Genomic DNA, 14,397 nt, shown 5'->3' on the forward strand with positions numbered 1-14,397 from the left:
TTAAAATCTAGTAAGTAAGCTAAAAGCTTAAACCCACTGACCTGCTGCAAAGCCAGAACTCCAACACCATTGGAAATTATAGCCGCCTAACCAACCGGTTACATCCATCACTTCACCAACGAAATAGAGGCCAGACACGCTCTTACATTCCATGGTTTTTGACGATAGGTGATTGGTGTCTACGCCGCCTAGAGTTACTTCGGCCGTTCGGTAGCCTTCGGTGCCGTTTGGCGCAATTTTCCAGTTTTCTAGATACTCTGCGATGTCATTCAGCTGTTTTTCATTGAACTGCTTGAGCGGCTTGTCTTCCAGTTCTTTACGATCAATCAGCACTTCCACAAAACGCTTTGGTAGTGCTTTTGCCAAGGTATTTTTCAGGCTCTGATTTGGGTGCTTCTCGCGAGAGTTAGCCAGCAACTCAGCCACATCCACTTCTGGTACTAGATTAATCGAAACCGACTGACCCGCTTTCCAGAACGAAGAAATTTGCAGAACTGAAGGACCCGATAGGCCGCGGTGAGTAAACAACAACGCTTCTTTGAACAAGGTTCCGTCTTGCGCGGTGATCTCAGCAGGAATCGCGATTCCTGAAAGCTCAGCGAAATCTTCTTTATCTTCTTTATGCAGAGTAAATGGTACTAAGCCTGCGGTAGTTGGCATCACAGACAAACCAAATTGCTCGGCAATCTTGTAGCCAAATGGCGTTGCGCCCAGCTTAGGCATCGACAAACCACCTGTCGCCACAACCAGTGAGTCACACTCAACTTCGTCGGTATTGAGGTGCATCTTGAAGCCAGCGTCTGTTTTTTCGATGGAGTGAACATCACAACGGTAGCGTTGTTCGACTTTCGCCTGCTTACACTCGTCAAGCAGCATGCTCACGATATCTTTTGCTGTGTGGTCATTCACACAGAACAACTGGCCGTGATCACGCTCTTCGAACTCAATACCGTACTTGCTCACCATCGAGATAAAATCCCAGTTGGTGTATTGAGATAAAGCTGACTTCACGAAGTGAGGGTTGTTACACAGGAAGTTGTTGGCTGAAACATCATAGTTAGTGAAGTTACAACGACCGCCACCTGAGATTAAAATTTTTCTGCCTGGTTTCTTTGCATGATCAACCACCAGCACTCGTCGGCCACGTTTACCAGCTTCCGCAGCACACATTAAGCCTGCGGCGCCCGCACCAATTACGATTACATCAAATTTTTCACTCATGTGGTTCTGCTTTTCTTCACTTTTGCAGCCCGAGTACACCCTGTTCTCGAAATGCCATCAATAAAAAAGGATGTGCATAAACAGCACATCCTTACTAATTGCTCGCTATTTTAGCGGCAATTTTAAACTTTGCAATTGATGTTCAATTGTACAATTTGCAGACAGCAGCAAAACCACTACTTGGCTTAGCGAACCAACAACCAAAGCTTCACACCAAAACCTAAGCTCTACTTCACACGTACTAAAAAACTTAGACGATGAAAGAAGAGAGCAAGGTTACACCTAACAGAGCGGACGAGAGTATGAATAACTGTCTTACACGATCGCACTTCGAAGTAAAAACTTCGTCATGATGATGGTGATACTCTTTGCTTTTGATGTAACTGAACAGGCGAACCTGTTTGGTCATATTGCCATGGGTTGTAAAAAAACCGCCTCCGTCTACTTGTTGATAAAGTAGAGGATGCGCTTCTCGCATAATATAAATGAGCGTTCTTAGCGCAGTAAAATAACGCGCCCAGTTCACGCAAGTCACAACCATTAGTGCAAATAGAATAGTGTCGCCGCTGATCATCCTTTCCTCCCTACATCTTCATAAGAAAACTCAAAAGAAAAAGATAATCAGTGTCTTTCTCGTACTACCTAAACGGCAGGAGCTTCCATAATTGAAGATGAACCATCTTTTGCCAATTGCGCTAGGTCTTTATCAATAAAGAACAGTGCTTTACCGTCTTCACCAACAAGTTCTAGCTTATCCAATACACCTTTAAACAACTTCTCTTCTTCGTGTTGCTCTGCAACGTACCATTGCAGGAAGTTAAAGGTTGAGTAGTCTTGTGTGCTGAAAGCAACGTGAGCCAGTTTGTTGATCTTTTCAGTAATCATCTGCTCATGTTCATAAGTTTCACGGAACACTGCGCCAAGGCTTTCGAATTCGTGTTTTGGTGCTTCAATTGCACCTAGAATTGGCATTGCACCTGTTTCGCTTACGTAAGTGAAAAGACGCTGCATATGCTCCATTTCTTCTACTGCATGAACACGCAGAAACTCGGCTGCACCTTCAAATCCTTTGTCTTCACACCAAGCACTCATTTGTAAGTATAGATTGGATGAGAAAAATTCTAGGTTAATTTGATCATTCAGTTGCTCAACCATAGTTTTTGACAGCATTTAAGACTCCTAATTACATCCTCAATTTTCTCTACTATATCACTATTTTATTAATATCTCGCAGAGCATTAGTTAACCAATTTTGAATCATCACTACGCAAGACAGTGGATATGAGATCACTTCAGCAAAAAAAGCCATCGCATAGTGCTAATCTTTAATCAGACAATGAATAAAGGAGGTAGCGATATGAGTTACAAACATATTTTGGTCGCAGTCGATTTATCAGAAGACAGCAAATTAATTGTGGATAAAGCGGTAGCATTGGCAAAGCCATTGGAAGCCAAAGTCTCTTTTATCCATATCGATATTAACTACGCGGAGCTCTACACTGGCCTGATTGATATCAACATGGCCGAGACCCAGCACAACGCGATGGAAGCATCTCGTATTCAGCTGCAAAATTTTGCGGAGCACGCTCAATACCCGATCACCCATACCCTAGTAGGCAGTGGTGATTTGAGTCATGAGCTGTGTGACACCATCAATGAGTTCAATGTTGATCTCGTGGTTTGTGGCCACCATCAAGACTTTTGGAGCAAGCTGCTCTCTTCAACACGCCAACTGATCAACGCCTCTCCGGTTGATATGCTGGTCGTGCCTCTAAGAGATTCAGAAGACTAATGATTTAAGGTTAGGTAACATACAGCTCATATCTTATTAACGAAGTTTTACTATGAGCTATTTAGCTGGTGTTACCCTCCTATGGGCCTTCTCCTTTAGCCTGATCGGCGTTTACCTTGCTGGTCAGGTTGATGCTTGGTTCTCTGTACTGATGCGTGTTGCCCTTGCAGGTATCGTGTTTCTTCCTTTCCTTAAGTTCCGTGGCGTCTCGCGTAAGCTGATCGCCAAATTGATGGCCATTGGTGGCATCCAGCTTGGCTTAATGTACTGCTTCTACTATCAGTCTTTCTTGCTGCTATCCGTTCCTGAAGTCCTTTTGTTTACCGTTTTTACCCCAATTTACGTCACGCTTATTTATGATTTCCTCAAAGGGCAATTCTCTCCGTGGTACTTAGTGACTGCGGCAATTGCGGTATTGGGCGCGGTATTCATTAAATTTGCGGGCATCAATGAGAACTTTTTAGTTGGCTTCCTCGTCGTGCAAGGCGCGAACCTGTGCTTTGCTATCGGTCAGGTGAGTTACAAGGTGGTGATGGAGAAGGAATCGACTGAATTACCTCAGCGAACCGTATTTGGTTACTTCTACTTAGGGGCGTTATGCGTCGCTTCCGTTGCTTTCATGCTACTGGGCAATCCAGAGAAGCTGCCAACCACTACTCTTCAATGGGGAATCCTGATCTACCTTGGCTTGATTGCTTCGGGGCTGGGTTACTTTATGTGGAATAAAGGCGCGTGCATGGTGAACGCTGGCGCACTGGCTGTGATGAACAATGTTTTAGTTCCAGCTGGCCTTGTGGTGAACATCCTGATTTGGAACAGAGATGTCGATTTGGTTCGATTGTCTATTGGTGGCGCCGTTATCTTATTCTCTTTATTCGTCAATGAGACGTGGGTGAAGAAGCGCGTAGCAAGATCCGCAAGCAACGCTTAGCTGATTTGAACGAGCTACATGAGTCAGCTCGGATAACCCCAAAAAGCAAAAGAGCGACCTAAGGTCGCTCTTTTTAAATCATCGCTGTAGCAATAAACCATTCAAATCAACTTCAGTGGATTTGATTGTGGCTCACCACCTGAGTCTTACTTTCAGTGAAGGCAACGTCATCAAGTTGTAGGTTGATGCGTTCCAGGTCACTTTCCAGTTTTTGGCTTTTCTTAAACAGCTTTTGCTGCTTCTTAATCATCTTCGCGAGCTTTTTGTTGTACTTCTCTTGTTTCTTAGCCGCTTTCTTCGCTTGTTTGAGTTCAGCTTTCTCATCACCGCTCGCCTTCGCCATCAGTTTTTTCAGCTTGGCTTTTTTCTGTGCGGCTTCTTTTTTGGCAAGCTCAGGGGCCATATCAGCGGCGGCTGGATCGAACATTTGTACGCTCGGTTCAATTGCCTCGTTGATTTCCGCAAGCGACAGTTCTGGTGCAGGTAATGTTTCCGCTAGCAGGCCGCATGCGACTTTCTCTTCAACGGGTTTGTTTTGACAACCAAGAGGTGGAATTGCGGTGGGTTTGCATAGATTCGCTTGATCCGCCGAAGAACGCGCGCAAGAACGACACACGAACTTAGGTTCAGTCACCAAGCTGTGGATCTCGCCCAAGTGTTCGGTGATATCTCGACGGTTTAACTTACAAAAGCGTTTAGCCATGCTTCAACTCCAGCTAAGAATAATAATGATTCTTAGTTAGATATACATCTGTAACGCGACTATCGCAAGTGTTAAATGGCAATTTATCGTATTTATGACGGGAAATTTTCTTAGCGTGTATCTAAGTTATTGATGCTTCAATTAAGTCATTGATGCTTTCACATAGACGTCAAAACGGTTCTTTTTGGTTTCGATCGCCATGCTCGGTTTTTGTTCGTCTAACCAAGCAGCGTAATCCGGTCTTTTAACCACAACTCGCTTCGATGCCAATTTCATCGCCGGCTCAAATAGACCATCAGCATCCAGATCGGCACCCACCAAAGATTGGAATACGCGCATCTCTTTTTTAACCAAAGCCGATTTCTTTTTGTTCTCTGGGTGTGGGTACATTGGGTCGAGGTACACCACATCAGGTTGTTCAAAGTCAGGATCGTTACTGAGCTTGTCTAAAGCATCGTGACTGGATGCGTGAATCAACTTCATGCGTTCAGTTACCCAACCACCGATATCTGGGTCTTGTTGCGCTCGCTGCAAGCCATCATCAAGCAGTGCGGCCACAACGGGGTGACGCTCGACCATTTGCACCTTACAACCTAGAGAAGCCAACACAAACGCATCGCGCCCTAAGCCTGCAGTACCATCAAGAATAGTTGGCGTTGCGCCTTTGTTTAAACCAGCTGCTTTGGCAATCGCCTGACCTTTACCACCGCCAAACTTACGTCGGTGACCAACAGCGCCTCCCACTAAATCAACAAAGATAGCGCCAAGCTTAGGCTCATCGACTTTACGTAGCTCAAGTCGCTCACTAGTCAGTACCAAAGCAAAATCACTGCTTTCATCATGAGATAAGTTCCAGCGGGTCGCTAAGTCATTCAAATGATCGATTTGGGTAGCATCTTCGCAAATCAGTTGTAGTTGCAAGGTCGTCTCCAACAGACAGTAGTATTCAAAACAAAAGAGGCAACCAGTTTACCTGATTGCCTCAACAATACATATTAGCGGTGAAAAGTATTCCCAGCTAAAGTCGGCTTACCTAAACCAATGGCTCTGTCTCTCGCTCTTGTCTTAACTCTTCAACAAGCTCTGCGAGTGGCTTAGGTCGGCCTATGATGTAGCCCTGCGCGTAGTTCACACCCAGTTCGATAAGCTTGTCGATAATCTGGGTATTTTCAACGAACTCAGCCACGGTGTGCTTGCCCATCTGCTTGGCAAGATCATTGATCGAGCGAACCATTACATGGTCCATCTCATTCACATCAATATCACGTACAAACAAGCCATCGATCTTCACAATATCGACAGGCAGCTTTTTCAGATAGCCAAATGACGATAGCCCTGAGCCAAAATCATCCAATGCAATCATGCAGCCAAGCTCTTTGATTCGAGTGAAGAACTTGATCGCCTGCTTCATGTTACTCATGGCCGCTGTTTCGGTGATCTCTAAACAAATCTTATGACACGGTATCGATGAATCGCTCAGGCTATCTATCAAAAATTCGACAAACTCACGGTTACCCATCGAGTGACCGGAAAGATTGATTGAACACATCCCCAGTTCCTCAATAACCTCAGGGCGTTGCTCCAACCAACCCAAGGTTTGACTGACGACTTGGCGGTCAATCAAATGCGCGATGTTATAACGCTCTGAGGCTGGCATGAAGATCCCCGGGGAGATGTATTCCCCTTGGATGTTCTTGATGCGGACCAAGATTTCAAAGTGCATTTTATCGCTGTCTTCATCTAGGCCAAGAATTCGCTGCGCAAACAACTCTAAGCGATCGTTAGCCAAGGCCTCATGCACTAGGTTAACGCACTCCATCTCAAGATGGCGACGACGCAGGTCTTCATCATCTTGATGGTAAAGATGATAGCGATTGCGACCTTCTTCTTTAGCGGCATGACAAGCTGCATCCGCCTGAGCGTGCACCATCTGTGGTGAAGCTGCTGTATGGTCGATCAATCGAATACCGATAGAGCACGTCAGGTTGAGTCGAATATCATCCCACAAGAATGGATTCTCACTCATCATCGAGATAATACTGCGACACACATTCACCGCATCTCGTTCAGTACAGTCTTTCATCAGCACAGCAAACTCATCACCACCCATTCGCGCTAACACCGCATTGTAAGGCAGTACCTCTTCTAGCAGTTTGGCGCTAAACAAGATCGCAGCATCACCCGCTTCATGTCCTGCGGTATCGTTCAGCACTTTCAGCTGATCCAAATCTAGGAACAACATTGCGTGAGTTCGCATGTGGCTCTCAACCTCTTTCAGCGCCTTTTGCAGCTCTTGCTCAAAGTGGTTGCGGTTAAAGGTGTCAGTCAGTAGGTCATAGCGAGCCTGATACTCTAGCTTTTCAGAAAGCTCGTGCGTTTCGGTGATGTCTTCACCCACAATCAACAGCTGATCAGACTCCACCAACGGGCGGATATTTTCACGAATCCAGCTCTTGCTGCCGTCGGCATGGCGATATTCGATATCACGACGCCACACACCACGAATCTTATGCTGAGGTTGCAGCAAGATATGACGAGGAATCATCGCGTTCTCATCAACATAGAATTCTCTAGGGCGATGGCCCAACAACTGATCGAGAGGGTATCCCAAAAGCTCTTCGGCAAACTGGTTCACTTGTTGAATGCGATTATTGCCATCGAGCGTAATCATCATCACCGGCTGTTTGTCGTAATACAGCTTCAAGTTTGCTTCACGTTGGAACAGCTTATTCTCAGCAAGCTTACGTGAGGTCACGTCGCGCGCCTCAAAGAGAAACTGAATGTCTTCGTCTTCACTGCCCGGCATCGGCTTCAATGAAATATCCAACACCATCGCACCGCGATCTCGACACCACACCTCGGCTTCAAATCGTAAGGCTGGGTGCTCACTTTTTGCGATGAAATATTCGGCTAGCACTTCTCGCGCAGAACTTTCCCAATGTTGGTGTTGTTGCAGCGGCGTTCCCAGTTTATAGCCTTGATTATAAAGCAGCTCATGTAACTTGCTGTTACTCGACAGCAGCACGCCACCCTTATCAATGATGCCCATAAATTGCAGGCTCTGATCAAATATCGACTCCAACAGTCGTTGGCTTTGGCGACTTGCACGTTCGCTCTTCTTCAGACGGTTAAGGTAATACACCAACACCGCGATAACACACGACATGCTCAAGAACATTAAACCGATGGTGCGAATTTCATCGCGATAGCGCATTAAGAATGACTTCGGCTTATTGAGGAAGGTTACTGAGGCTTCATTCTCTGCACCCAAATCCCAACGTGAGATCTGTTGGTAATCGAGTTTGATTTCTGGCGCGCCAGCAACCACCAATGGCAATGGAGCCTTAGGATTGTTCAGCACGCTCAACAGCACGCGCCCCGTGTCTCGACCTTGCGTTTCTCCACTGTGGATCACGCCACCAATCGCACCAAACCCAAGTCCTAAATCATGCACAATATACAATGGCATCTGAGTTTTTTTGTTGAGCTGACGCCAGTCTTCTTTGCTGCTGACCCGACCATTGATGTCGCGGTAGTAGGCCCAGAACAACAAGCTTTTAGTTAGATCAGCGCGTTGCGCGAACGTCATCAGTTCTTGATAAGAATCAGGCGTATATTGCTCCACCATCCCAGAAAACTCAGGGCGTTTTTGTAGAAATAAATCCACTTGAGCGCGAATAGCTTCACCCGTTACCGAGTGATCGGTAACCACGTAAACTTTTTTAACCGTCGATTGAAGTCGATTGATCAGCTCAATATTGCTCGCCATATCAATATCTTCAGTGATACCGGTTGCGTGCAAGCCTTCAATCATTTGCGGAGAAAAATTGTTGATGCCACCAAAAATAACGGGCGTGCCATTGAGTTCGGGCGCTAAGCGTTTCATCAGATTGAGGGCGTTATTATCACTGACGACTACAGCGGCAAACTCTTCATGCGACAGCTTAGTGCGGTATAGCTGATAAATTCGCTCTAAGTATTCAGCGTTTTGAGTTCGCTTGGTATCGAGATAAACAACCCGGTAAGATAACCCATCGCGATCGAGCTCATCAGATAGTCCTTTATGGAAATCATCTGTCCAGAAAAAGCCTTGATGATAAGAGTGAATAACCAACACATCTTTTGCCTGAGCTGAAGCAAAAACACTCCAACACATCACAATAAAAAATAACGAAAATCGCACTGAATTCACCCTAACCCTATAGTTACTGCTAATATTATCACCCTTGGCTATGATGTGTACTCAAGCCGGTATGTTTTTCATTCAACCTAAGGATTATGCATGTCCACAACCACAGCTCGTCTAGATGATCTAGACCGTGCCATTCTCAAAACCTTGATGGAAGATGCACGAACTCCTTACGCTGAAATGGCAAAGCAGTTCGATGTCAGCCCTGCGACGATTCACGTTCGCATCGAAAAGATGAGATCGGCAGACATTATCGAGCGAACGGAAGTTGTGGTAAACACCAAAAAACTGGGTTACGACGTGTGTTGCTTTATTGGCATCAACCTTAATGCTGCCAAAGATTACCACTCGGCGATCGCTAAGCTGAATGCCTTAGACGAAGTGGTTGAGGCGTACTACACCACTGGTGCTTACAATATCTTTGTAAAGCTGATGTGTAAGTCGATAGAAGAGCTGCAGTTTGTATTGATCGATAAGCTGCAAGCGATCGATGAAGTTCAGTCGACAGAGACACTGATTTCATTGCAGAACCCTATCAACCGCAATGTGAATCCATAACATTGATTCGCCTTGCTTGGCATAACGCACAGACAAAAAAAGAGCCTCTAACTAGAGGCTCTTTTCGCAATAAACTAGATAGTTACCGTGATTATGCGTTGATTCCCGCGTGGCGCAGCATTGCGTCGATTTGTGGCTCACGACCACGGAAGCGTTTGAACAGCTCCATTGGCTCTTCACTGCCACCCATTTCAAGGATGTTGTTCAGGAAGCGATTACCCGTTTCAGTGTTGAAGATACCCTCTTCTTCAAATGCTGAGAACGCATCTGCCGATAGCACTTCTGCCCACAGGTAGCTGTAGTAGCCCGCGCTGTAACCACCAGCAAAGATATGACCAAAGCTGTGTGAGAAACGGTTCCAATCTAGGCTTGGCAGTACCGATACCTTAGACTTAACATCCGCTAGCGTTTCTAGTACGCGAGCACCGACTTCAGGGTCGTACTCTGTGTGTAGCGTGAAATCGAACAAGCCAAGCTCTAGCTGACGCAGGATAAACATCGCAGATTGGAAGTTCTTCGCCGCTAGCATCTTCTCTAGCATCTCTTTTGGTAGCGCTTCACCCGTTTCGAAGTGACCAGAGATGAACGACAGCGCTTCTTCTTCCCAACACCAGTTTTCTAGGAACTGACTTGGTAATTCAACCGCATCCCAAGGCACGCCATTGATACCCGCAACTGCGCCCGCTTCTACTTGCGTCAGCATGTGGTGGATACCGTGACCGAATTCGTGGAACAAGGTCACCACTTCATCGTGAGTAAACAGTGCTGGCTTATCACCAACTGGCTTATTGAAGTTACACGTTAGGTAAGCAACCGGGGTCTGTAGCTCGCCAGATTCGGTAATGCGACGACCACGACAGTCATCCATCCAAGCGCCACCACGTTTGTGTTCACGTGCGTATAGATCTAGGTAGAAGCTACCACGCAGTGTTCCAGTCGCATCAAAGATATCAAAGAAACGCACTGACTCATGCCAAGTGTCTACGCCTTGACGCTCTGTTACCGACATACCAAACACGCGGTTCAGTACCTCAAACAGACCTGAAACCACATTAGATTCTGGGAAGTAAGGACGAAGCTCTTCATCAGAGATCTCGAACAGTTTCTGTTTTTGTTTCTCACTGTAGTAAGCGATGTCCCACAGGTTTAGCTCAGAGACACCAAATTCTTTCTCAGCAAACTGGCGTAGCTCTTCTACTTCGCGCTCACCTTGCGGTTTGGCTTTTACTGCTAGGTCGTTAAGGAAACCAAGTACTTGGTCTGGCGTTTCTGCCATCTTAGTCGACAAAGATTTTTCGCTGTAAGTGCTAAAGCCAAGCATGCGTGCGATCTCGTGACGCAGCTTAAGTTGCTCAGTGATGATCTCAGTATTGTCCCACTTACCCGCATTTGGACCGCGATCTGAAGCGCGAGTTACGTAAGCTTCGTAAAGCTCTTTACGCAGTTCTTGGTTATCACAGTAGGTCATCACAGGTAGGTATGATGGGATATCTAAAGTCAGTAGGTAGCCTTGTTGCTCTTTAGACTCAGCCGCCGCTTGAGCTGCCGCCAGTGCTGATTCAGGCATACCTGCCAGCTCAGCTACGTCTGTGATCTGCTTGCTCCAACCCATGGTTGCATCAAGCACGTTATTTGAGAATTGAGAGCCTAACTCAGACTGGCGCTTGCTGATCTCGCCGTAACGATGCTGTTCATCTGCAGGTAAGCCAATGCCCGACAATTCAAAGTCGCGCAGTGCGTCGGTAATAGTTTTTTGTTGAGCTCGGTTCAGTGCAGAGAATGCTTCACTCGCCTTGATCGCTTTATACGCTTCGAACAAGCCTTTGTGTTGGCCAACCCAAGTGCCGTATTCAGATAGCACAGGTAAGCAGCTCTCATACGCTTCACGCAGTTCGTCACTGTTCACGACAGAGTTCATATGGCTTACAGGTGACCAAATGCGACCTAAACGATCATCCACTTCTTCAATTGGAGCAACTAGGTTGTCCCAGCTTGGTGAAGTATTACCTTCAAGTACTTGTTCTATCTTGTTGCGACACGCTTCAATCACTTGCTCAACTGCAGGCTTTACGTGCTCTGGCTTGATCTGTGAAAACGGAGGTAAGTCCGTGAAGGTTAATAGCGGATTAGACATATAAACATTCCTTTGGCTTTAGAGACTTTCGTCTTTTTTGTAATGAGGTCGTCTTACAGTCATCAGGCTAAAGTTCGCCCTAAAAAATCACCTGCGAATAGTTATTAAATAGTGCCCATAAAGGCAAATTTCAATAGTAGAACCAATAACTAACTGCATATTGCTAGCGACTGTTCCTGAATTGTTCGAGAATTTATGGTCCATTGAGGGTTATAATAGTCTGATTAACCCCACCTACACTAACCACACTCTAATTCGAGAGTGTTACGAGAGTTTAATTTGTTAAGTTATCGCCACAGCTTCCACGCGGGCAACCATGCCGACGTAGTAAAGCATATCGTACAGAGCCTTATTCTTAATTCTTTGAAACAGAAGGATAAGCCTTTTGTTTATCATGACACTCACTCTGGTGTAGGTCGTTACGACTTAACGCATGAATGGTCTGAAAAAACCGGTGAATACAAGCAAGGTATTGCCCGCGTTTGGGAGCAAAAAGACCTTCCTGAAGACATTCAAAGCTACCTTGAGTCTATTTCCATTCTCAATAATGGCGAGAAACTGCGTTACTACCCAGGTTCTCCACGTGTTGCACGTGCACACCTGCGTGACCAAGACCGCATGGTACTGACTGAGCTTCACCCAGCCGATCACCCGCTGCTTGAGCAAGAGTTCCACCGTGATCGTCAGGTATCTATCTACAAAGAAGATGGTTTTAAGCGCTTAAAGGGCAGCCTGCCACCAAAAGAACGTCGTGGTTTAGTACTGATCGACCCACCTTACGAGCTTGCAAAAGAGTATCGTGATGTCGTGACTGCAATCGCTCAAAGCCACAAGCGCTGGGCAACTGGTATCTACGCAATTTGGTACCCGGTAGTAAACCGCTGTGATATCGAAGATATGATTGAAGGTCTCGAAGGCTTAGGCATCAACAAGATTCTACAAATCGAACTTGGCGTATCACCAGACACCAACGAGCGTGGCATGACAGCATCAGGCATGATCGTGATTAACCCGCCTTGGAAGCTAGAAAGCCAAATGAAAGAGATTCTTCCATTCTTGAAGGAAGCAATTGCGCCGGCGACCGGTCACTTCAAAGTAGAGTGGATCGTACCCGAGTAATCTCGAGTCCACATCATAGACTGAAGAATCTTCAACAGACTGTGATGTGGACGAATAAATTTTAAACAGGGAGATTGAGTTCAACCGATCTGCCCTCAATATAATAATTAGACAATTTAAGAATCTATAGGACGTAGGTATCCAGTGTTCTCACTGTGACTACAACCTTCAATAAATGGAGAAAGTAATGGCGACTCATTTTGATTACATCTGTATCGGCGGCGGTTCAGGCGGCATCGCATCAGCTAACCGCGCAGCAATGCACGGTGCAAAAGTTGCACTTATCGAAGCTCAAGACCTTGGTGGTACTTGTGTAAACGTTGGTTGTGTTCCTAAAAAGGTTATGTGGCACGGCGCTCAAGTTGCTGAAGCGATCAACCTATATTCAAAAGACTACGGCTTCGACGTTGACGTAAAAGGCTTCAACTGGGGCAAACTGGTTGAAAACCGTCAAGCGTACATTGGTCGTATCCACCAATCTTACGATCGTGTTCTTGGTAACAACAAAATAAACGTAATCAAAGGCTTTGCGCGCTTTGTTTCAGGGGAAGGTGTTGACGTAAAGACCGTTGAAGTTAACGGTGAACACTACACCGCTGATCACATCCTGATCGCGGTAGGTGGTCGTCCAACAATTCCAAACATCCCAGGTGCAGAATACGGTATCGACTCAAATGGCTTCTTCGACCTAATGGAGCAACCAAAACGCGTTGCGGTTATCGGTGCTGGCTACATCGCAGTTGAGATCGCAGGTGTACTAAGCGCACTAGGCACAGAAACACACTTGTTCTGTCGTAAAGAATCTCCACTACGTAGCTTCGATCCAATGATCATCGAAACGCTAGTAGAAGTAATGGAAGCAGAAGGTCCAACACTTCACACGCACTCAGTGCCTAAAGAAGTTGTGAAAGAAGCGGATGGCACACTGACTCTACACCTAGAGAACGGCAACACTCAAAACGTTGACCACCTAATCTGGGCTATCGGTCGCCACCCAGCAACTGACGCTATCAACCTAGCATCAACTGGCGTTGCAACTAACGACCGTGGCTACATCAAAGTAGACGAGTTCCAAGCAACTAATGTTCCTGGCATCTACTGTGTTGGCGACATCATGGAAGGCGGTATCGAGCTAACTCCTGTTGCTGTTAAAGCAGGTCGTCAGCTTTCTGAACGTCTATTCAACGGTCAAACCAACGCAAAAATGGACTACAAGCTAGTGCCTACTGTTGTATTCAGCCACCCACCTATCGGCACGATCGGTCTTACGACCCAAGAAGCTGAAGAGAAGTACGGCAAAGACAACATCAAGGTTTACACATCGGGCTTCACTGCGATGTACACAGCAGTAACCAAGCACCGTCAACCTTGTAAGATGAAGCTAGTATGTGCTGGCGAAGAAGAGACTGTCGTTGGCCTACACGGCATCGGCTTCACGGTTGATGAAATGATTCAAGGCTTCGGCGTTGCAATGAAGATGGGCGCAACCAAAGCAGACTTCGACTCTGTTGTGGCGATTCACCCAACGGGCAGCGAAGAGTTTGTTACCATGCGTTAAACCTTTGTAAGTCAAAGAAATATTATGAAAAAGCCGACATCTGTCGGCTTTTTGTGTTTTTTACCGTATGTTTGAATGCTTATTAACCAAACAGCATTTTACACACTTAACTTGGAAGAAAGATCACGCTACAATCGCGCGCTATAAAATTACACGCATAAAAATAACAAATAGCTCTATTACAGAAAGGAT

General features: G+C 46.0%; 12 protein-coding genes. 5 read left to right on the forward strand and 7 right to left on the reverse strand.

Features of this window, described 5'->3' with window-relative positions:
* Positions 1-27: 27 nt before the first annotated feature.
* The 3 genes from AB4482_RS18595 to ftnA all read right to left on the reverse strand — a co-directional run bounded on the left by AB4482_RS18595 (position 28) and on the right by ftnA (position 2,391).
* The gene (locus AB4482_RS18595) at positions 28-1,221 is read right to left on the reverse strand and encodes an NAD(P)/FAD-dependent oxidoreductase (protein ID WP_372181409.1); all 1,194 of its coding nucleotides are present in this window, start codon (positions 1,219-1,221) and stop codon (positions 28-30) included.
* Positions 1,222-1,471: 250 nt separating this feature from the next.
* A complete protein-coding gene (gene uspB, locus AB4482_RS18600; protein ID WP_009848060.1) occupies positions 1,472-1,795 on the reverse strand; it encodes a universal stress protein UspB in 324 nt (107 codons plus the stop codon).
* A 68-nt stretch (positions 1,796-1,863) separates the two neighbouring features.
* Complete coding sequence (ftnA, locus tag AB4482_RS18605; RefSeq protein WP_017066029.1) at positions 1,864-2,391, reverse strand: non-heme ferritin; 528 nt, start codon at positions 2,389-2,391, stop codon at positions 1,864-1,866.
* Positions 2,392-2,578: 187 nt separating this feature from the next.
* On the opposite strand from ftnA, the gene uspA reads away from it, so the two are divergent.
* Positions 2,579-3,013 (forward strand): universal stress protein UspA, encoded by a 435-nt coding sequence (uspA, locus tag AB4482_RS18610; RefSeq protein ID WP_017060149.1) that lies wholly within the window; start codon positions 2,579-2,581, stop codon positions 3,011-3,013.
* A 52-nt stretch (positions 3,014-3,065) separates the two neighbouring features.
* Positions 3,066-3,944 carry a carboxylate/amino acid/amine transporter gene (locus AB4482_RS18615; protein WP_372181410.1) on the forward strand — a complete coding sequence of 293 codons (879 nt, stop codon included), beginning with the start codon at positions 3,066-3,068 and terminating at the stop codon, positions 3,942-3,944.
* A gap of 112 nt (positions 3,945-4,056) precedes the next feature.
* Here the strand turns inward: AB4482_RS18615 and AB4482_RS18620 are convergent, their stop codons facing one another.
* From AB4482_RS18620 to AB4482_RS18630, 3 genes are all read right to left on the reverse strand, one after another.
* Complete coding sequence (locus AB4482_RS18620) at positions 4,057-4,647, reverse strand: hypothetical protein (RefSeq protein ID WP_372181412.1); 591 nt, start codon at positions 4,645-4,647, stop codon at positions 4,057-4,059.
* A 141-nt stretch (positions 4,648-4,788) separates the two neighbouring features.
* Positions 4,789-5,568, reverse strand: coding sequence for a class I SAM-dependent methyltransferase (locus AB4482_RS18625; protein ID WP_017063046.1), 780 nt, complete (start codon positions 5,566-5,568; stop codon positions 4,789-4,791).
* Positions 5,569-5,680: 112 nt separating this feature from the next.
* The gene (locus AB4482_RS18630) at positions 5,681-8,803 is read right to left on the reverse strand and encodes an EAL domain-containing protein (protein ID WP_372181417.1); all 3,123 of its coding nucleotides are present in this window, start codon (positions 8,801-8,803) and stop codon (positions 5,681-5,683) included.
* Between the two features lie 126 nt (positions 8,804-8,929).
* Between AB4482_RS18630 and asnC the strand changes: the two genes are divergently transcribed.
* On the forward strand, positions 8,930-9,394 hold the full coding sequence (gene asnC / locus AB4482_RS18635) for a transcriptional regulator AsnC (RefSeq protein WP_008218581.1): 465 nt from the start codon (positions 8,930-8,932) through the stop codon (positions 9,392-9,394).
* 91 nt (positions 9,395-9,485) lie between these two features.
* Here the strand turns inward: asnC and prlC are convergent, their stop codons facing one another.
* On the reverse strand, positions 9,486-11,528 hold the full coding sequence (prlC, locus tag AB4482_RS18640; protein WP_372128497.1) for an oligopeptidase A: 2,043 nt from the start codon (positions 11,526-11,528) through the stop codon (positions 9,486-9,488).
* A gap of 279 nt (positions 11,529-11,807) precedes the next feature.
* On the opposite strand from prlC, the gene AB4482_RS18645 reads away from it, so the two are divergent.
* Entirely contained in the window at positions 11,808-12,647 is an 840-nt protein-coding gene (locus AB4482_RS18645) for a 23S rRNA (adenine(2030)-N(6))-methyltransferase RlmJ (RefSeq protein WP_048612424.1), read from the forward strand.
* A gap of 187 nt (positions 12,648-12,834) precedes the next feature.
* A complete protein-coding gene (gene gorA, locus AB4482_RS18650) occupies positions 12,835-14,205 on the forward strand; it encodes a glutathione-disulfide reductase (protein ID WP_372128496.1) in 1,371 nt (456 codons plus the stop codon).
* Positions 14,206-14,397 lie beyond the last annotated feature (192 nt).

It is taken from the genome of Vibrio sp. 10N.222.55.C7 (genome assembly GCF_041473335.1).
Taxonomy (GTDB): domain Bacteria; phylum Pseudomonadota; class Gammaproteobacteria; order Enterobacterales; family Vibrionaceae; genus Vibrio; species Vibrio crassostreae_C.